We start from the raw sequence: 16,711 nt of genomic DNA on the forward strand, positions 1-16,711 counted from the left end.
GAACCATCTGATTGAGACTTTGAGTTATTGATTAATTTTTTTTTTCAGTTTTCATTTTGTCCATATCTTCTTTTTGAAACATTTGATTGTTAAATATGTTTAGCACTGTTTGGAACACACCAGACAAATCACTAATAGGAATAGATCCTTCAAGTTCTTTTGGTGTACATTCAGTACCTCCAGAACGAACCATTGCATAAATTAATGCAGACATCAAACGTGTTTCGTTTTTTCCCAGCTTAACTGTACCTTTTTGTAACATACGATTTAAGTCTTTTTCAAAAATGTGATATGGCTTTCCATACGCTTCTTCTACAAAAGGGAATGATTTCATTGTAAAAATAACCGGGATATCAACATCTTGTATCTTGATCGTATCCCGATTGATATTCACGTTTACTAAGTCGCTTAGCTTAGCCAACTAAATCACGCTCCTGGAAACAAAGTATCAATTTGTGAATTATCACATACAACTTGTTCCATAAATTGTTCTACAGTGACTCCTGCCGCATCTGCTGCACCACTATCAAATTCAACCATCGTTACATCATTAAAAAGTAAAGGATCAGCTGTAATAGTGTAGGCAATATCATCAACAGTCATTTCTTCATTTTGTGTTTTCCAGCTTTCTTCAACTGGAGCAACAGAGCAACGTGGGTACCAACGAGCTAATTTAGTCCCATCAGACAACGGGAATATTACACCGACTGCAAATTTGGGATATTCAATTGCTTTTGCAGTTTCAAATGAAATCCCTTTTGTACGTGTTTTACCAAAGATTTTATCCCTAACTTCACGATTCAAGCCTGCCAAATTGAAGGCAAGGCCAAATGCTGTGTTTTTAGTGATATTAATAATCTTTTTATTACTTGCCCACTTAACAAAATTTGTAGTAGTTGCAGAAATAGTCAAATCACTAATATTTGATTGAGTATATACCGTAGTAGAATATGTTGGAATTGCTTCTGTAGTTTCTTCTCCTTCCATCATACAAATATATAAATCTTCAATTCCGACAGAATATTGAATATCCTTTTTTTCTTTCGCCATCTACATTAACCTCCCATTTTTTCAATGATTTTATTTGCCATCATGTCCGCGATCTTGTCACCATACTTATCCCAAGTATTTTGTACAAAGTGCCGCCCCTTGACCTTTCCACCATTCACTTTTCTATGGCCATGTTCGACAAGGTGCCAATACCATGCGTCACCATCAAAAACAACCTGTACAACATCTTTTTTGATAACTACCTTTAATCGATTACGCATGTGTTCCTTATTTCGTTTTGTAATCGGAATATTCGGCTTTAATACTTCAACAAAGTAATTAGCCGCTTCCTCTAGCACATCCAACTGAACTGTCTGGCCAACTTTTAATAGTGTATTAATTTCTTCTATTGCGTCTAAAAAACCATTGTGGTTATTCATTGATACACCTTACATAAGTAATAAACTGAGTTATGGTGGAGTCGTTCTCGTCATAAGGAAAACCATCAAATTGCTGATAGGAAACTCCATATTGATTGAACACGTCCTTTAATGGCTTAATGTCCGCTTCTGTTCCATTCGTGACGACTGCAATTTGATAGAGGGGCATGTCCGCGATAACTTTATTAGATGATCGTCTATGTTGTTCATTTACAAACTCATATTCGATATAAGGGTATTGTGCAGTAGTAGGTGCAGAGTCTCTATAAACAGGCAATCCAGACTCTTTCATAATAGTTCTCAATTGTTGGAAACTAATCTGCATAGGATAAACTCAACTCCATTACACGATCCTCTTCCCGGACATAAATTCGTTCAATATCGTAAATTCGTTCACCGATTTGGACCCGTTATTGTTTTTGATTATTCTCCACATCACGATCCAACCGAGTTTCGATTTTTTTCATGATTTCCTGTGCGTCTTTAAAGGTAAATTTGTCTGCTGCAGTAACTCCAATATTGTTGTATTTTAAGTCTCTTACTTTTGAGTAACCAATAACAACACGATCAGTTTCCGGGTCTACTGTTTCACTGAGTTTCAATAGTTCAGCATTCCATTTAAACTTGTTGGTCTGTCTCTTCGGCATCTTCTTCAAACACCTCCTGGATTAAAAAAGGTGTCATTGCATTCAATGCCTCCCCCAATTCTTTTTCAGAGACTCGATATTCATAAAAAATGCCAGCAAACATGATTACTAACCATTCATCTTGTCCGCCAGTTGCCTTTTTTACGTATTTTTTAGCGCGCTCTAAATAAAAAGGAAGAAGGGAATCATCCATCCCTTCCTCCCAGTGAATATGTGACTTTAATTTGGTAATTAATTCATCCATTTTTATCCTCCTACTGGAGCAGTTGCACCAACTTCATAACGATATACAGCAGGCTCAAATGGAGAATAAATTAATTGGCCGTCAATAAGGTTGTAAATTTGGAATCCAACTTTGTTAGTTCCAGAGAATTTTTCAACAAGCTTTTGAATTTCCATTCCATTTTTAATTTCTTGGATGTGGAATGCTTTGAAATCACCAAAGTAGAATACTGGTTTAGTTGGATCAGCACCATCTGCAGCATCAGTGAAATCAACTGGATGTCCTAATAATTTGTAACCCACACCATTTGGTGCTTCATACAATAATGGGCGACCATTTAAATCTAGCATTCCTTCTAATCGAGTTAGGGCAGCACGGTTAATAATCCACATTGATTTTTTCAATACTTCTGTTACTGGTTGGTTTTTCAGTAACACTAATTGTTTATATAATTTTTGGTCATCGTCCCCAACTGCTTCTGACTCATAATAAGCAACTGCTTTTTTCTCAAGTGCACCAGGGTTTTCATTACCAGCTTCATTACCTTTAAACATATATTGAGTTTCTTTACGTACATACGCTTTTTTCAACTCATCAATTACGATTTGTTCAATATTTACACCAGTACGTTTCAATAATTTTTTAGTGATTGTAGCAAGGGCATCAAATTCAGTTGGATCTAAATCAATTGAATCGAATTCAATATCTGTTTCAGGAATTTCATTGTTTGTACGTTCAGCTTTGTGACCTTGTGCTACAGCTTTCTTAACTAATACTGGATACTTAACATCGGCATCAGTTTGAACATATGAACCATATTTACGCAATAAGTTTTCTTCTTGAGCGTAAGTAATGATTTCACGAGAAATCTCAATTGGTACCGTTACAGAACCATTATTAATATCTACACCTAATGCACGAGCTTCCGCTTCACTAATGTTACCAACAACAAAGTTAGCAAATGCAGAACGAATTTCTTTTTCTCGTTGTTTAGTAGATTTGGCATTACGTGTTGATAATGCAGTTTTAATTGCATTTAATGCAGCAGAACGTTGTTCACCAGTAATAGTTGTTCCACGTGGCTCTGGATCATTTTCAGGATCTTTTTCTGGATTATCTTCCTCACCAGGTTCTTGCTCTGGATCTTCTTTTGGATCAGTTTCTTTTTCATCATCTTCTGCGTTTGCAATAGCTTCATCTAATTCACGAATCTCTTCTGCAAGTTCTTCAATTTCTTGATTTACTGATTCTAACTCTTCCTCACGTACCTCATTTTTTTCTAATCGGGTACGCAATTCAGTTAAACGTTTTTTCGCACGTGCTTGTAATTGTAGTAAGATTTTTTTATTCATATTATTTTCCCTCCAAAATAGCATTTATTTTTTTGATCATAGACATTCGTTTTTCAACTTGTTTCCCAATCTCTTTATTCCTAACTAATGAAACTTCAGTATCCTCGTAAGCTGGAATACTTACAACAGATACTTCAAATAAATCAACTTCTTTTATAATTCGGTGTGCTGGTTCCACTGAGTAATCCCATTCTTCCACAGTGGGGATAAACCCAAATGAGCATTGATTTATGTCACCACGTTTTAAACTTTCAACTAAATCACGGGCAACTGATGTATTCGGTAAATCCACCTCAAACTTAAGACCACGATCATCTTCAGATAAACGTAAGGTGCCTGCTTTTGTACGGCCAAGGACATTATTCCAATCGTGATTAAATAAAGCCCGAATATCACCATTTTCAGCAATTGCTTTACTAAATGCTCCTGGAGCAATTTCTTCAGTAAACCAACCACCTATATCTGTTGGTGAATTAAATACTGCAGCATATCCGCTAATTACATTCGATTCACCTTCACTCGCTGCCCTTGTAGTAAGATTGGTGATGTCAAATGTTCTCGTTTCCTTCTTTTTGTCCATTGTCATCACCTCCCTTCAAGCTGTCATCCGTGGCTTGTCCTAAATCTTCGCCAGCAATTAAATCCTTTGAAATATATAGCTTGCTAGATTCAGCTGTATTTAACTTCTTGAACCCAAGCATTTCACGACTATCATCTGGTGTAGCAATCATTGTTCGTACCAAGTTATAAGCAATGTTTGTCTTAGTCGAATAAGGAACGAAATCAAGAATATTAATCTTCGCTTTTAATCGTAGATTCGATTTTTGACCGAAAAAAAGAAGAGTCAAATGCTCTTCAAATAGTTGCAATATTGGACGTACTGCTTTGTTATGCAGATACATCATGGCTTTTTCCATATCTGTTTTCATTAATGATTGATAGGTATCTACATTAATACCTAAGAATTTACCCAGGTCTTTTTTATAAACATTAAGGTAAGCAAGGATTTTTTCATCATTGATCGAACTTGCTAATGTTTCGATGGTATAGCCTTTTCCTAAAGGGATTAACTTTACAGTCCTGGATTCATCTATTGATTCTAATTGATCCAAGATTGCTTTAATTAATTTCGATTGTGCAGTGTTTTGTGGATTGATATGAGCGTCCAGTTTTAACAGGTAGGCCAATAAACCACCTTTGGCATATTTATCTGTTAAAACCTTCTCTGCATTCATAACACCTTCTAAAGTGTTTCTACCTAAACGCTTCAAACCTACACCATTAAGATGAGAAGTACCGATATTTTTAATGTGCCGGATCATGACTTGAGGTATTTCGGTACCATTTACTTTGAAATGTTCAATTAAATTATCATCTAATTCATGATATACATTTGTAGCAATATGAATTTCTTTCCCATCATAAACGGGGAAAACTTCACCTTCTAACAAATAGGTGTTGGTTAATAATTTTAGAAACTCAGACCTGGTTAAATAGTTATTTGGCTTCCTTAAAGTGTCTAAGATAGAATGATTTTTTAATTCATTTCCTGCACTATCTTCCACTGTCCATTCTGCAAGTACAATCTGATTAGATATATCTTGCATAAGTTCATATACATCTGAGGACTCCAATACACTTTCATCATTCACATATGATCCACTGTATCGGAGAACATTCCCAAATATATCGTTTAACCAACCCCGCTTTTCAATCTGCCGGTATAAAAAATTCGAAAATTTATCTCGTAAACCCAAATTTTCACCGCCTTTCAAGGGCAAATTAAAAAGCCACTTTATTAAGTGACTTATCTATAAATTTCACTTATGAGATTATCCAAACCATCTTCATCAATATCTTCCATCATCGTCATAGTTTCTTTATGCGCATTCAGTAGAGCAACAAATCCATCAATCTTGTTTTGACTTTGTTTTTTTGATGGAGCTTTTAGCCCTTGCATATTGATAAATGCCACTACATTTTCAGTACAATATATAAGTAACGGATTATCCGTTTTTACTCTTCCTTGGAACATTAACAACTCGATATCATCAAATGGAGCATTCAAACTTGATGGATATTGACGAACTTCCACACATTCAAAACCTTCCATTTCCAATGATTCTACTAACTTAACTGCATGTGCAGGGTCATAATTTATTTGTCGAATATCATATACTTGAGCTTGTTCTTTGATGTAGTCAAGTACCATATCGTAATCGATTGTTTTACCTTCACACAAAGTTACAAAACCACGTTCGACTAAATTTCTATATGGAATATTCTCAAGCTTTTCCCTTGCTTCAATACCTTCCGATGGAATGAAGTACATCTGTTTAACTTTCAAAAGTGATTTTCCATTCTCATCGTGTGTAGGAAAATTCAAGCTCACACAAGTTAAATCGGTAGTCTTTGATAAGTCCAAACCGATTACACACTCTTGACCGCTTAAATCGCCCAAATCTTGAACAAGGCATTTTTCAACAATTTCCTTTTCAAAATAAGTACCACTAGAACGAACGAAAATATTTAAATGTTTTGCTAAAAACTCATCTTTTCGTTCTGCTGATACTTGCGCTTCTTTAAATTGATTTTCAAGGTAATCTTTTTTTACAGATATGCCGTAATTAGGATTTACTTTTTCCCAAACTTTTGGGTCATCCCATTTATCACCTTTGTCTGGTTCATATATGAGAACGAACCAAGAATCATCATCCACTTCACCATTAAGAATTTTTTTACAGTAATTATAAATCTGTAAACCTACAGATGTGGTTCCTTTACCGGCAGTTGAAACAATAGACATTAATGGTTGTGATCTTGAACCCATCCCTGACTTTAATACATCATAAATATCCGCATTATTCTGAGCGTGTACCTCATCTAATAAAACGAAATGAGGGTTTTTTCCATCGAGTCCTTTTGTTTCTCTCGATAACGGTTGAAGTGTATTTTTAAACTTCTTTCCATCCACAATAAAAGAGTAAACAATAGAGTTTACTCCGCCTTTTGGTCCTTTATAAATTTGAGTGCGTTCGATTAAATCTGGGCTATTTTCAATGGTTACTGCAATTTTCTTTGCAGATATATTTGCTTGGTCTTTATCAGTTGCAGCAGTATAACATTCCGCACCTATTTCACCATCACCATACATAGCATAAGTTGCTTGTCCAGCTGCTATGGTCGTTTTTTCGTTTTTTCTCGGTACTTGAATATAACTGGTGCGAATAACCCGTACTATTCGATTTTTCTCATCTTTTTTCATCCAACCATAGATATTCGTGAAGGCAAAAAGTTGCCAATCCTTTAACTGATAATTTTGTCCTGCTACGTCTCCTTCTGCATATATACAAAAGGTTTCCATGAAATCCATAGCACGATTAGCCGCGTCTAAATCTAACCAGATATCTTTACGTTTTTTCCACTTTTTATAGCGCTCTACAGCTTTTATGACTGTTTTTGGATATCTCTTTTTATTACGAGTAACCTTTTTAGCAAATTCATCCGCATAATTCACACCTGGTACAATCATCGGTTACCATTCCATTTACGATTAAAAGCCAAGAACGCATCTGTTTCTTCTTCGTTTACTTCAACTACTTCTTTAGGCAATAAATTAAACAATTCTTTATATGTGGAGGTATACCGATTAATCATGGTGTTGTAAGATTTTTGAGCAGGATTTTCAACCAACATTTTTTGTTTCCCATTTTCAAACATATAAGTGGGACCTTTTGTTTTAATGTCGTCCTCAAGGATTTCCAGAGTGACGGTCATAAAAGCTACACGTTCAATTAATTCCTTTGCTGCTTCTTTCTTGTCGTCAGATAAATCCTTAAAAACATCATTCAATCGGTTGATTTCTTTTTGGATCAATTCATCCTGCTTTTTTTTACTTAACTTCGCCATGTAACCCCCCCTCATGTTAGAAATAGCTTTGGCACACATTTGAGTCCCCTGCTGCCTATCTCCCCATTACCCTATTTTTTAATTTTGGGTAGGGGGGCTATTGAAATAAGATGGAAAAACCGTTTTTTGTTCTTCCTCGTTTTCAACAATCGTATGGCATTGTGGACATAACAACATAAGATTGTTTGGATCTAACTTCAACAAAGGATTCTTTTTAATCGGTATGATGTGATGAACATGAGCACGTTTACCAAACACAAACTTCCCACATCGTTTACAACATCCTTTGTCTCTTTCGTAAACAAATGACCTCATCGACTTCCATTCATCACTGTTGTAAAAAGGTTTATTCTCATGATGGTAAATAGATTTTGGTTTACGTTTCTTTTTCTTCAATCGGTGTTCCTTACAGTACAAACCTTCTGCTACCTTGTTTGTACATCCGTTATAGCAACAGTATCTCATTTTACCTCAGACAATAATTTGATAATGTCATCCTTCTTGGTTACATCAGATGGAATATCAATATCATGATCAGCTGCATACTGACGTAATTGTCTAACCGTCATTTCGGATAAATTTATTTCGTTTACTGGTGTATCTGTCCTATCTACTAGATTCACTCCGCCGACCACTACTTTCTTTGCTTTCGTATCCCAATACTCAATACCAGCTGCAGTCTTACGAATGGGTCTTAACATGTAATTTCCTCCTTATCGCTGCGTTTTTTTGCGTAAAAAAAGACACCTCGTAATGAGATGTCTTTTTGATAATTATTGATGTATTTCTCGATACTATAAATATAACATATTATTTCAAATAAAGTGTCCGTTTATTCTCCGCAAATTGTCCGCAAAAAGTTCGCACCTATACCTCTTTTTAGGCGCCTTTTGAGCTAAGTTTCATAAAGAGTATTTTACCCTTGAATTAGCTATAAACTATATTTTGTATAATTCGCTTACCTGCTACTTTCCTAGTAATCTCAAGGCTTTTCTGCATGTCTGAAAATGAATTATACATATACCATTTTGTAACTAATTAAAATAACAAAAAAATAAATATGCTTAATCAAATCTTTAATTTAGATTGATAAGCATTTAGGTTATCCTGAGTGATTCCAATATATCTTAATGTTATTTTCGGGTCACTGTGATTCAACATTTGTTGCAGCACGGCCACATCTTTAAACTGTTTATAATGATGATAACCATAAGTTTTCCTAAAAGAGTGTGTGCCAATTCTTTCTAATCCAAACTCTTTAGCTATTTCTTGTAATATGACATAGGCCATACCTCGAGTAATTGGTTTGTTTTTCCCATTCCGACTTTTAAAGAGATACTCATCTTTAGGTTTACCCTTGCAATATTCTCTAACAGCTTTTTTTAGCTCCGGTGGCATTCGAACTTCCTTAAGCTTATTTGTCTTTCCCTCACGCAAAAATATACTCCAGCCTTCCACATCTTTAACTCGAAGCTTTAATAGATCTGATATTCTCATACCAGTGTTGATTCCGAATAGAAAAAGAATATAATTTCTTTCGCTGCGGACCTTAAGCCATTTCTTTATTTCTTGGATCAATTCCTTATCCCGAATCGGCTGCACTAAATTCATTAAGCCTTCACCTCGCTTTTTTTATAAACTTCAATTTTCAGTGCAAAAGCGAGTCGTAACATCCCTTGTCCTTTTATTTTATAATATTTAGTTTTCCCTACTCCTATTTCCATCATAATTTCCCGATCATAACCTAATTCATTATGAAGCATATATTTTTTTATAATAATTTGACGTTCCTCTTCCTTTAAGGAATTGACTGCTTCATGGATCCAAGAAAGATAAGCGTCCCTTTCCTTTTCATATTCAATTCTTTCGATTGCTGCTTCTTCTGTGCTGGAATGAAAGGCGTTTGTAGTTGATGGAGGTACTAAAGTATAAGAAGCTGTAACTTTTGGCATTAAAAAATTCGGAAGTGTAATCAAATAATCCCTATACTTATATAAAGCCTTTTCAACCCTTTTTTTTGTCGCTTTAAGATTTATTTTAGGTAAATGCTCGTTGTTCATGTGATTCCCACCTTTTGTTTATCTTTTAGGACAAAATGATTTATTATTGCCTCAAAGCTCCTCCCCTCCCTCTTTTCCAAGTTCGCATTCTCGTTCCCATCAGATCCTCCAAGTCTCTTTTTGATAAATTTTCGTTTTTCTTATTTTTCGGCTTCCTTTTAATCAATTTTTGATCATCCATGATATAGAAGTTGTTCTTTTTCGTCCATTTTTTTAGGCCTTGTTGTAATGTGTTCAATATCGATTCCTCCCCTCAAATGAAAAAGGACACTGATAAAACAGCAAAATATGCCATTTAATCAGTGTCCTCACGCTCTCGGTCTTGGACTTATGAAACTGCTTTTTCGAGTAGTAATTTAAACGTCTCTTTACCTTTTGGAGTTATTAGAGTTTGAACATCAGCTTTACCGTTACGTTCAAATTCCTTTAACTTAAATAATTCAGGAACATATTTTCCATAAGGTTTTAATTTATTTCTTTGGTCCCTATAAATAAAACCATTTTCTAATAACCAATTGATAAAAGTTCTTTGTCCAATTTCTAATTCCTTCGCTGTATCTCTAAAATTTGTTAACAAATTACGATCCACCAATCTATCAAAATAATCTGCTTTAGGCTGCATGATAGCAATCTGTTCATTTTGCTTGCGAACGGTTTCTAAAGTTGCCCGAAACATAAGTTTTGTTTGTTCGTCAGCATACGGCAGATAAGTTTGGATAAACATTTCTTCATTTCCTACATAACCGCCCGTTTTCCTTATTGTCGGGAGGACTTCATTGGTAACCCATTTTTTAAATTTCTTTGCCTCTGGTTTTCGGCTTGTCAGAATTAAGGAGTATAACCCGGATTCGTTAACAAGCCATGTTTCCCGATTTTGACCTGATAGGAATATTGTTCCTAGCAGCTTTTCATCATCATCCAAGCGTTCGACAGCTTTACTTACCTGGCTATGATCTAAGATTTCGCAAATATCTTTTGCAACAAACCAGACTGAATTATTCATTTCAACCGTCCGGACTTGCTTTTGTTCATAGATAAAATTCACAAATACCCCACCTCCACAAAAAAAGGACACCAATTACCAGCTATGCTGAATAATCGGCGTCCTCAGGCTTTCCTATCTTGGACATATTTTATTAATTCAATTATACATTTTTTTGATTAATTCAGCTAGAAAATATTAACTTTTTTGGATAACTTTCATCGGAATCCGTATTATTCCATTGGATAAAAAGTAAAAGAGTTTTTTTTCATGTGTTTTTGTCTCACCTCCTAAAAAGCAAAGAAAAAACCCCGAGATATTATAAGAAATACAAAATATAGCATTTCTTATAATTATCTCGGGGTCGTCCCGTTCGCTATTAATTATTTATGGGTATATTTTAGAGTATTTGGATTATATGGTCAATAGTTTATCTGGGAATTAATATATTTGTTTATTTGCTTATGTAGTACTATTAATTTAGTAATATTTAGTGAGGAAGTAAAAATTTTTTTATTGAAAATATAGTGAAGAAGTGGTTAGCCGATAAGTATAAATCAATAATTATAGACAAATAAAATAGTTGTTTAAAAAATAATAAAGTAGTTTAATTATTAAACCGTTTCTTTGCTTTCATGACCACAATCGTTACATTTTAAAGTTTGGAAAATGGCATTTGTTTGAGCATTCGCAATAGGTTCACCTTTTTTAATATTGTAAGAACCACATTTTGTACATTCAATTGCATAACCTGTTTTTTTCATAATTTCCTCCAATAGAATATCATTTTTAAATAACTTTATTTTTAATTGTTTCAAATTTACAGCGTAGTTTTAAGGGTTTGAACCTATGTTTTTAAATGACTTTATTATTTATCTACAATAATATCGATAAACAAATATTTTGAAATATAAAAAGAGACGTCCAGAAATTAATATTACGAGTTCTGGACAGCCCCATAAACTACGCATTAACTTTTTCCCAAGAAATTGGGGTGAAAATTGTTTCTCCTCTTAATTTATCTTTAATATATACATAAACACCTTTTCCTAAATCACCGAAGAGTCCATATACCTTCCAATCACATATTTTTCCCTTTGATATTTCTTCACCACTGTTACACTCGTAAGGGTTTGTTGAAATACCACCACAAGAAGCGCATCGAAATTTTTTATCTCCTATCGCTTGATACAATTCATCAACCGTTTCAAAAACTATAACTTTATCAGCTTTGAAAGAAGGTTGATTTGCTTCTTGATAGTAATTAATTGCACTATAAGTTCTGTCTTTTTCCCAAGCTTCGAGAATTTCTTTTTGTGGCATTTTTAATGCATTTGAGTATTCCTGTAATTTATTTCTTAGATATTTTTCAAGTTCTTCTGCTCTCTGTTCTCCTAATTCTCCGCTCCAAGAATTTCGCGCATCTTCTTTTAATTTCTTAATTATTTGTTCCATTTTTATTACTCCTTTGATCACCATTTGTTTCAAATTCGTATTATCTTCGTACTACGACACTAAACAATTTTGTCGAATCTGTTTTCCCAATCAATAACTTTAAAATTATAGTCTGTATTGGGTACACGTTTTCTACCCCAAATGCTACTTATATCGACCCAACTTTTATCTTTTGCAACTCTTGTCACCCTAGCGGTGTTTAGCTGAGTTGGAAATTCTCCTAAATCAGATATAAACATAATAATGTCACCTTTTTTAACCTCAATCACAATATAACCTCCTTACTACGCTTTTTGTTTGTATTGCGTGTGTTTATTGAATTTAAGTGCTAAGCCAGGTGTCTAATATTTCTGACACAACCTCTTCTAAAGTGAATTTTCCGTCATTAGCTATTTGCTGCAATTGATCCCAATGTCCGGAGGAAAGTGAAATTTTTAATTCTTTTGTTTCAGTTTCTTGAAGCAAGGAAAGCTGCTTTTCCTCTCTATCCATTTCACCACTCCTATTGCTCATTTTGGTTCAACTTAATTAAGAATCACCCATATAAAAAACAGTGTAATTGCTCCTGCTATTACAATTTGTATGAGTACCGTTATAAAGTCTTTTTCTTTATCCATTTGATTCTACCTTCATCATCAATTTGTGTCTTTGCTTCAAAATGTGCACTAACTCATTTCGTGAGTGAACCCACATTTTTTACAGGAATATAAACAGGAAAGCCAATGTATATTACTCGAATAAACCAAATATCTTTTGTGGAACAATCCACAATAAATTTTTTTCAGCTTCGGGAAATCCTTTTGTAACAAACCCATAAAAGCCACCTCTTCTATTTGAAATTTTGTCCTCCCTGGCTAAGTGAAACAAAGCAAGGAATATTTCATCTGGATCTCTGCCAAATCGTTCTGTAATCCGTTCGAAACTTGCTCCAGATTCCCACATTTTCTCTAGTAATAATAATTCTGGCTCGTCCCACAAAAAGTCCAAGTCCTCACAAACTATTACTCTATTTTTTCGAGGTTCCCTTATTGGGGTGCGTTTGATTTTCCTGCTATAATTAGTAGTGTTAAGAAAAATACCCACACTTTTCACTCCTTTGCAATATTTCTAAGTCAACTTATCCATGGGACTGAAGGATCAGTCCCACAGCCCTCTCAAACTACGTCCAATATCTTGCTATATATTTAGCCAAATCCTTTTTATGAAATTTCTGATTCTTCACGAACCTGTTCAGCTATTGCACTTGCTACAGCAGCAACATGAATTAACTCTTTGTATAGGTTTTGTGCATCGGTAGGTTTACCCCATCCCCAGTTTTTTTGCATAGCCTGGGCTACTTCCCCAACTTCTTCAACTAAAATCGCTAACCAAGCACCATAAGTATGTCTTTGAATTCCCCATTTTTCGTTTTGTCTTATTCTTTCTAAATACACTTCTTTATTGATTTCATTCATTAATTCTTCGTATTCCTCATGCATCATCTTAGAAAACCCTCCATTTTAAGCCTCGCAGCAATTATATGATTGGTCCTAAAATCATCTTTTGCTTTTCCTACTCGGAGGGATGGTATCCTTTGTACCACCGATCAACTTTAAAAGGTACCATCCGTTTGTTATCTTTAAGTTAGAAATTTAAAACAACTCGCTTTCCTCAAAGCGAATTCTTGCTGTTTTACCTTTTGCCGTTTCGATTATAGTGAAACCATGTTCAACAGCCTCGCATATTTTGGCCTTACCTTGATGGCCGTCCAAAACAACAATGAGTACTTTCCCTGGTTCGATTTGTTGCTGGATTGACATATTACTAGAATCAATTAGTAAATCTTTTGATCTTCTTGCCATTTTGAACACCTCGATATGGTATAATTAAGGTGTCTTTATGTTGGGTTTTGCCGGGCATTAATGTGCCTGGCATTTTATTTTTTGAAATAAGGAATAGCTACTTTTTCTTGGCCTTTATGAATTTCTGCAATAATTGGATAATCGGTCCCCAATCTTCGTTTCCATTCTCTTAATGCGTTTACCTCTTCGATTTTGCAGAGCTTGTGTAGCTGATAAAATGACATCATCCGAAGATTGCATTGATTCATCCAAATACTCCTCCCTGATCACTTTTCTTTGCCATGCTAACTGTTCGTTAACCATTTTTCCTCCTGTTCTGAGGCCATCTCCAATCTATTACTCTTTGAGGTTTGCTTTTTAGCCCCTTTTTCTTAGTATTGTTCCTGTAATTCTCTAACTCTTCTGCCGTAAGGAAAGAGACCTGTACAGGAGCTGACACTGAAAATAGGTCGTGCTTCTTTTCGCATGTAGGTGTGCAAAACATCACCTCGTCTGAAATGATTTGAAAAGTTTTCCCACAATTGCAGCATTGACTAATCATTAACATCTCTCCCATCAAGCCTCTTTACGGCATTTCTTGATTCGCATATCTATGTAAATGCGTTCTAATTCCACTAGAGGTAGTTCATATAGTTGACGTCCATCTTCATGCTTCATGTAACCAAATTCAATTAAATCCCGTATGATACGGCTTTTCCTTTTTTCAACAGCCTCTCTAAGTTGCATAATTCTTTCCCTCCTAAGTTTCAATGCCGTCTATGGCTTTAAACAGTTCATCAATTTCCCTCTTTTTTGCTTCAAAATCTTGGGATACTTTTTGTTTTTTTGGTTGTTGTGATGTGTATGGATCATCATCCCACCAATCAGGAAGTAATTCCTGTCGATTCGATTTGCTAGATTTTTTAGGCTTATCTCTCTGCTTGGCCTTAGCCTCTTTGAAAGCTAGCAAGGCAGCATGAACTTGTTCAACAGTTGTATATTTTTTATCCGCCCAATTTCTAAGGATTCGCTCCACATAGGTCCAATTTTTAGCCCCGTACTCTACTGCTATTTTCATAGCCTCTAAAACTAGTTCAGGTGATAAATCATCACACCATTGGCCAATTTTTTCAGATAAATAACCTCCGATGGTTCCAAAGCCATTTTCTTCAAAAAATCGGAATGGATTTTCTTTTTGCGCGGGCGCTTCTTTTTCTTCTTCTTTTTTCTTTGTAGTATTCTCTGTAGTATTCTCTGGTAATGGCGTGTTCAAGTTGACCACTTCCTCTGTCCAATCTGAACACTCCGTCTGTTCATTTTGAACAGGTGGTCTGCTCATATCTTCAAGAAGTTCATAGTTAAGCCGATACCATTTGGTGTTATCGATTTTCATTTTGTTGTATTTCCCTATAATGATTAAATTCGCTTTTTCAAGCTTAGTGATTATCCTTCTAATTGTACTGACTGACCAAAATGGAAATTGCTCTTGCCAGTCTTCGTAAGTGTTATAAACCCATTTGTGATTATCACGAATGTTGTTGCTTTCCTTTAACCAGTAATGCAGTTGTTGAATGAAAATCGCCTCATTTAGACCAACTTTTGTTGCTAATGAAGGAAGCACTAATATTGGACTTTCATCTAGTAAGAGCTTGCTCATTTTCTTCTCCTCCTCTCTCTGGATTCATCAACCCGATCACAAATGGCAAACGAACCCTCCAAACGGATAAACCTATAATTTGGATAACGAATTAAATATTTTTGGACCATAGATAGAAAGTTATTTTCCGTCACGTTTGGCTTCTCTTTCAGGATTCGTTCCGGCAACAATACCCTGCAGCGTGTGTAGTTAAGCAAGCTGTACTATGCCTCTATAAAAATATGAACTTGGTGCAATTTATTTTGAGGCAATTCGTTCCTTATGCCCTCTGCTTTCTTCTGGCATTCTGAAACACTATCAGCAAGAACAAACGCTTTATGTATTGTGAGAAAGTTGTCGTTAATTCTTAAAGCAAAATCAACTTCAAATAACATCAATACCACCCTTCTAGTTCTCATTTGGTATAATCCTCCATAGAAAGGAGGTGCCTACCATGATAGAAAATTTACTTCAAGATTTAAAAGTTCTTATATTAAGTGGATTTATTAACGCTCAACATGCTCATGAATTAATCTTTTCTGATTCACCAAATGTAGCTGTAATCGTTGGACATTTATCTATTGCAAGTTCATATATCAACTCCGCCAAGTCGATATATACCTGCAATAAAGCCGTTCTTGAAAGACAAGAATTAGAAGATTTTTTTCATTTAAGCTCTGTGTTTATTGATGAAGCAATGGATAATATTAGAACAAATCACAGTCACCAATGGTCTGACATTCAATTTAATCGATTAAAAGATAGCTACCGGGACGTATCAAGACTTTTAGGAATTAAATAGTTTTCTATTCGGCTGATTGACCTTTTAATAGAATTAACGTCATTTTCAATGTCAATCAGCCTTTTCGATTGCCATAATATTTCTTTAGCCATCCAACTTTCTGGATCAATCCCAACTATTTTTTCTTCATTTTTGACTCGTTCAATTTCTCTTTCTACAAGACGCAAAGCGTTAGGATAATCCTTAAATATTTCTTCTAATGTTTTTTCCTGTTCGAAAATTTTCCAATTAGCATTCACTACTCTCACCTCTATTCCTTATTTTGGTGCGCACCGTAATGGCCAAGAACACCTAGGGGGAATAAGGGAAAATGTTCCTGACCATTACGGCAAGCCCAATTTCTTGCCGTACCGATAAATAGGTGATAAAATATTAATTAATCTGGTACTGAGCAG

General features: G+C 34.9%; 29 protein-coding genes and 1 pseudogene. 1 reads left to right on the forward strand and 29 read right to left on the reverse strand.

Annotation, left to right across the window (positions count from 1 at the left end):
• Window positions 1-31 precede the first annotated feature (31 nt).
• From G4Z05_RS00450 to G4Z05_RS00585, 28 genes and pseudogenes are all read right to left on the reverse strand, one after another.
• The gene (locus tag G4Z05_RS00450) at window positions 32-421 is read right to left on the reverse strand and encodes a hypothetical protein (protein ID WP_163249894.1); all 390 of its coding nucleotides are present in this window, start codon (window positions 419-421) and stop codon (window positions 32-34) included.
• A 5-nt stretch (window positions 422-426) separates the two neighbouring features.
• Window positions 427-1,050 (reverse strand): major tail protein, encoded by a 624-nt coding sequence (locus G4Z05_RS00455; RefSeq protein WP_163249896.1) that lies wholly within the window; start codon window positions 1,048-1,050, stop codon window positions 427-429.
• Window positions 1,051-1,055: 5 nt separating this feature from the next.
• A complete protein-coding gene (locus tag G4Z05_RS00460) occupies window positions 1,056-1,430 on the reverse strand; it encodes an HK97-gp10 family putative phage morphogenesis protein (RefSeq protein ID WP_163249898.1) in 375 nt (124 codons plus the stop codon).
• Window positions 1,423-1,755, reverse strand: a complete 333-nt coding sequence (locus tag G4Z05_RS00465) for a hypothetical protein (RefSeq protein ID WP_163249900.1) — start codon at window positions 1,753-1,755, stop codon at window positions 1,423-1,425. Before G4Z05_RS00465 ends, G4Z05_RS00460 begins: the two co-directional genes overlap by 8 nt.
• Window positions 1,745-2,077 (reverse strand): annotated as a pseudogene (locus tag G4Z05_RS00470) (hypothetical protein). Before G4Z05_RS00470 ends, G4Z05_RS00465 begins: the two are co-directional and overlap by 11 nt.
• Complete coding sequence (locus G4Z05_RS00475; protein ID WP_163249902.1) at window positions 2,049-2,321, reverse strand: head-tail connector protein; 273 nt, start codon at window positions 2,319-2,321, stop codon at window positions 2,049-2,051. The pseudogene G4Z05_RS00470 and the gene G4Z05_RS00475 overlap by 29 nt, the downstream one beginning before the upstream one ends.
• A 2-nt stretch (window positions 2,322-2,323) precedes the next feature.
• The gene (locus G4Z05_RS00480; protein ID WP_163249904.1) at window positions 2,324-3,652 is read right to left on the reverse strand and encodes a phage major capsid protein; all 1,329 of its coding nucleotides are present in this window, start codon (window positions 3,650-3,652) and stop codon (window positions 2,324-2,326) included.
• Between the two features lies 1 nt (window position 3,653).
• Window positions 3,654-4,232 (reverse strand): HK97 family phage prohead protease, encoded by a 579-nt coding sequence (locus tag G4Z05_RS00485; protein WP_205597380.1) that lies wholly within the window; start codon window positions 4,230-4,232, stop codon window positions 3,654-3,656.
• On the reverse strand, window positions 4,201-5,409 hold the full coding sequence (locus G4Z05_RS00490; protein WP_163249908.1) for a phage portal protein: 1,209 nt from the start codon (window positions 5,407-5,409) through the stop codon (window positions 4,201-4,203). Before G4Z05_RS00490 ends, G4Z05_RS00485 begins: the two co-directional genes overlap by 32 nt.
• Before the next feature lie 50 nt (window positions 5,410-5,459).
• The gene (locus G4Z05_RS00495; protein WP_163249910.1) at window positions 5,460-7,184 is read right to left on the reverse strand and encodes a terminase large subunit; all 1,725 of its coding nucleotides are present in this window, start codon (window positions 7,182-7,184) and stop codon (window positions 5,460-5,462) included.
• Window positions 7,181-7,561: a hypothetical protein gene (locus G4Z05_RS00500; RefSeq protein WP_205597381.1), complete on the reverse strand. Its 381-nt coding sequence runs from the start codon at window positions 7,559-7,561 to the stop codon at window positions 7,181-7,183. The genes G4Z05_RS00495 and G4Z05_RS00500 overlap by 4 nt, the downstream gene beginning before the upstream one ends.
• 78 nt (window positions 7,562-7,639) lie before the next feature.
• Window positions 7,640-8,026: an HNH endonuclease gene (locus tag G4Z05_RS00505; protein ID WP_163249912.1), complete on the reverse strand. Its 387-nt coding sequence runs from the start codon at window positions 8,024-8,026 to the stop codon at window positions 7,640-7,642.
• Window positions 8,023-8,262 (reverse strand): hypothetical protein, encoded by a 240-nt coding sequence (locus G4Z05_RS00510; protein WP_163249914.1) that lies wholly within the window; start codon window positions 8,260-8,262, stop codon window positions 8,023-8,025. The genes G4Z05_RS00505 and G4Z05_RS00510 overlap by 4 nt, the downstream gene beginning before the upstream one ends.
• Before the next feature lie 367 nt (window positions 8,263-8,629).
• Window positions 8,630-9,172 (reverse strand): site-specific integrase, encoded by a 543-nt coding sequence (locus tag G4Z05_RS00515; protein WP_163249916.1) that lies wholly within the window; start codon window positions 9,170-9,172, stop codon window positions 8,630-8,632.
• Window positions 9,172-9,621 carry an ArpU family phage packaging/lysis transcriptional regulator gene (locus G4Z05_RS00520; RefSeq protein WP_163249919.1) on the reverse strand — a complete coding sequence of 150 codons (450 nt, stop codon included), beginning with the start codon at window positions 9,619-9,621 and terminating at the stop codon, window positions 9,172-9,174. Before G4Z05_RS00520 ends, G4Z05_RS00515 begins: the two co-directional genes overlap by 1 nt.
• 43 nt (window positions 9,622-9,664) lie before the next feature.
• Window positions 9,665-9,859, reverse strand: a complete 195-nt coding sequence (locus tag G4Z05_RS00525) for a hypothetical protein (protein ID WP_163249745.1) — start codon at window positions 9,857-9,859, stop codon at window positions 9,665-9,667.
• A gap of 90 nt (window positions 9,860-9,949) precedes the next feature.
• Window positions 9,950-10,666: a BRO family protein gene (locus tag G4Z05_RS00530; protein ID WP_338036732.1), complete on the reverse strand. Its 717-nt coding sequence runs from the start codon at window positions 10,664-10,666 to the stop codon at window positions 9,950-9,952.
• A gap of 551 nt (window positions 10,667-11,217) precedes the next feature.
• On the reverse strand, window positions 11,218-11,367 hold the full coding sequence (locus G4Z05_RS00535; protein ID WP_163249921.1) for a hypothetical protein: 150 nt from the start codon (window positions 11,365-11,367) through the stop codon (window positions 11,218-11,220).
• A gap of 199 nt (window positions 11,368-11,566) precedes the next feature.
• Window positions 11,567-12,058, reverse strand: coding sequence for a hypothetical protein (locus G4Z05_RS00540; RefSeq protein ID WP_163249923.1), 492 nt, complete (start codon window positions 12,056-12,058; stop codon window positions 11,567-11,569).
• A 59-nt stretch (window positions 12,059-12,117) separates the two neighbouring features.
• Complete coding sequence (locus G4Z05_RS00545) at window positions 12,118-12,327, reverse strand: hypothetical protein (RefSeq protein ID WP_163249925.1); 210 nt, start codon at window positions 12,325-12,327, stop codon at window positions 12,118-12,120.
• Between the two features lie 52 nt (window positions 12,328-12,379).
• Window positions 12,380-12,550: a hypothetical protein gene (locus G4Z05_RS00550; RefSeq protein ID WP_163249927.1), complete on the reverse strand. Its 171-nt coding sequence runs from the start codon at window positions 12,548-12,550 to the stop codon at window positions 12,380-12,382.
• Between the two features lie 237 nt (window positions 12,551-12,787).
• Entirely contained in the window at window positions 12,788-13,141 is a 354-nt protein-coding gene (locus G4Z05_RS00555; RefSeq protein WP_205597382.1) for a hypothetical protein, read from the reverse strand.
• 116 nt (window positions 13,142-13,257) lie between these two features.
• Complete coding sequence (locus G4Z05_RS00560) at window positions 13,258-13,539, reverse strand: MazG-like family protein (RefSeq protein WP_240465278.1); 282 nt, start codon at window positions 13,537-13,539, stop codon at window positions 13,258-13,260.
• A gap of 150 nt (window positions 13,540-13,689) precedes the next feature.
• On the reverse strand, window positions 13,690-13,899 hold the full coding sequence (locus G4Z05_RS00565) for an XtrA/YqaO family protein (protein WP_163249931.1): 210 nt from the start codon (window positions 13,897-13,899) through the stop codon (window positions 13,690-13,692).
• A 114-nt stretch (window positions 13,900-14,013) separates the two neighbouring features.
• A complete protein-coding gene (locus G4Z05_RS00570; protein WP_163249933.1) occupies window positions 14,014-14,202 on the reverse strand; it encodes a hypothetical protein in 189 nt (62 codons plus the stop codon).
• A 252-nt stretch (window positions 14,203-14,454) separates the two neighbouring features.
• The gene (gene fbpA, locus G4Z05_RS00575) at window positions 14,455-14,625 is read right to left on the reverse strand and encodes a Fur-regulated basic protein FbpA (RefSeq protein WP_163249935.1); all 171 of its coding nucleotides are present in this window, start codon (window positions 14,623-14,625) and stop codon (window positions 14,455-14,457) included.
• Between the two features lie 13 nt (window positions 14,626-14,638).
• Complete coding sequence (locus G4Z05_RS00580) at window positions 14,639-15,535, reverse strand: DnaD domain-containing protein (protein WP_163249937.1); 897 nt, start codon at window positions 15,533-15,535, stop codon at window positions 14,639-14,641.
• Between the two features lie 203 nt (window positions 15,536-15,738).
• Window positions 15,739-15,933 carry a hypothetical protein gene (locus tag G4Z05_RS00585; RefSeq protein ID WP_163249747.1) on the reverse strand — a complete coding sequence of 65 codons (195 nt, stop codon included), beginning with the start codon at window positions 15,931-15,933 and terminating at the stop codon, window positions 15,739-15,741.
• Window positions 15,934-15,968: 35 nt separating this feature from the next.
• Here G4Z05_RS00585 and G4Z05_RS00590 point away from each other — a divergent pair, with 35 nt between their 5' ends.
• Window positions 15,969-16,316, forward strand: a complete 348-nt coding sequence (locus G4Z05_RS00590) for a hypothetical protein (protein ID WP_163249939.1) — start codon at window positions 15,969-15,971, stop codon at window positions 16,314-16,316.
• Here G4Z05_RS00590 and G4Z05_RS00595 read toward each other — a convergent pair.
• Window positions 16,280-16,555, reverse strand: a complete 276-nt coding sequence (locus G4Z05_RS00595) for a hypothetical protein (RefSeq protein WP_163249941.1) — start codon at window positions 16,553-16,555, stop codon at window positions 16,280-16,282. The genes G4Z05_RS00590 and G4Z05_RS00595 overlap by 37 nt on opposite strands.
• Between the last annotated feature and the right edge of the window lie 156 nt (window positions 16,556-16,711).

The organism is Neobacillus thermocopriae (assembly GCF_010975035.1).
In the GTDB taxonomy this organism is placed as follows: Bacteria; Bacillota; Bacilli; order Bacillales; family Cytobacillaceae; genus Neobacillus; species Neobacillus thermocopriae.

Coding starts and splice junctions, on each gene's coding strand:
- G4Z05_RS00455 (WP_163249896.1), bottom strand. CDS start 1,050: ATGGCGAAAGAAAAAAAGGATATTCAATATTCTGTCGGAATTGAAGAT.
- G4Z05_RS00460 (WP_163249898.1), bottom strand. CDS start 1,430: ATGAATAACCACAATGGTTTTTTAGACGCAATAGAAGAAATTAATACA.
- G4Z05_RS00465 (WP_163249900.1), bottom strand. CDS start 1,755: ATGCAGATTAGTTTCCAACAATTGAGAACTATTATGAAAGAGTCTGGA.
- G4Z05_RS00475 (WP_163249902.1), bottom strand. CDS start 2,321: ATGGATGAATTAATTACCAAATTAAAGTCACATATTCACTGGGAGGAA.
- G4Z05_RS00480 (WP_163249904.1), bottom strand. CDS start 3,652: ATGAATAAAAAAATCTTACTACAATTACAAGCACGTGCGAAAAAACGT.
- G4Z05_RS00485 (WP_205597380.1), bottom strand. CDS start 4,232: ATGGACAAAAAGAAGGAAACGAGAACATTTGACATCACCAATCTTACT.
- G4Z05_RS00495 (WP_163249910.1), bottom strand. CDS start 7,184: ATGATTGTACCAGGTGTGAATTATGCGGATGAATTTGCTAAAAAGGTT.
- G4Z05_RS00500 (WP_205597381.1), bottom strand. CDS start 7,561: ATGGCGAAGTTAAGTAAAAAAAAGCAGGATGAATTGATCCAAAAAGAA.
- G4Z05_RS00505 (WP_163249912.1), bottom strand. CDS start 8,026: ATGAGATACTGTTGCTATAACGGATGTACAAACAAGGTAGCAGAAGGT.
- G4Z05_RS00510 (WP_163249914.1), bottom strand. CDS start 8,262: ATGTTAAGACCCATTCGTAAGACTGCAGCTGGTATTGAGTATTGGGAT.
- G4Z05_RS00515 (WP_163249916.1), bottom strand. CDS start 9,172: ATGAATTTAGTGCAGCCGATTCGGGATAAGGAATTGATCCAAGAAATA.
- G4Z05_RS00520 (WP_163249919.1), bottom strand. CDS start 9,621: ATGAACAACGAGCATTTACCTAAAATAAATCTTAAAGCGACAAAAAAA.
- G4Z05_RS00535 (WP_163249921.1), bottom strand. CDS start 11,367: ATGAAAAAAACAGGTTATGCAATTGAATGTACAAAATGTGGTTCTTAC.
- G4Z05_RS00540 (WP_163249923.1), bottom strand. CDS start 12,058: ATGGAACAAATAATTAAGAAATTAAAAGAAGATGCGCGAAATTCTTGG.
- G4Z05_RS00550 (WP_163249927.1), bottom strand. CDS start 12,550: ATGGATAGAGAGGAAAAGCAGCTTTCCTTGCTTCAAGAAACTGAAACA.
- G4Z05_RS00560 (WP_240465278.1), bottom strand. CDS start 13,539: ATGATGCATGAGGAATACGAAGAATTAATGAATGAAATCAATAAAGAA.
- G4Z05_RS00565 (WP_163249931.1), bottom strand. CDS start 13,899: ATGGCAAGAAGATCAAAAGATTTACTAATTGATTCTAGTAATATGTCA.
- G4Z05_RS00570 (WP_163249933.1), bottom strand. CDS start 14,202: ATGGTTAACGAACAGTTAGCATGGCAAAGAAAAGTGATCAGGGAGGAG.
- fbpA (WP_163249935.1), bottom strand. CDS start 14,625: ATGCAACTTAGAGAGGCTGTTGAAAAAAGGAAAAGCCGTATCATACGG.
- G4Z05_RS00580 (WP_163249937.1), bottom strand. CDS start 15,535: ATGAGCAAGCTCTTACTAGATGAAAGTCCAATATTAGTGCTTCCTTCA.
- G4Z05_RS00585 (WP_163249747.1), bottom strand. CDS start 15,933: ATGAGAACTAGAAGGGTGGTATTGATGTTATTTGAAGTTGATTTTGCT.
- G4Z05_RS00590 (WP_163249939.1), top strand. CDS start 15,969: ATGATAGAAAATTTACTTCAAGATTTAAAAGTTCTTATATTAAGTGGA.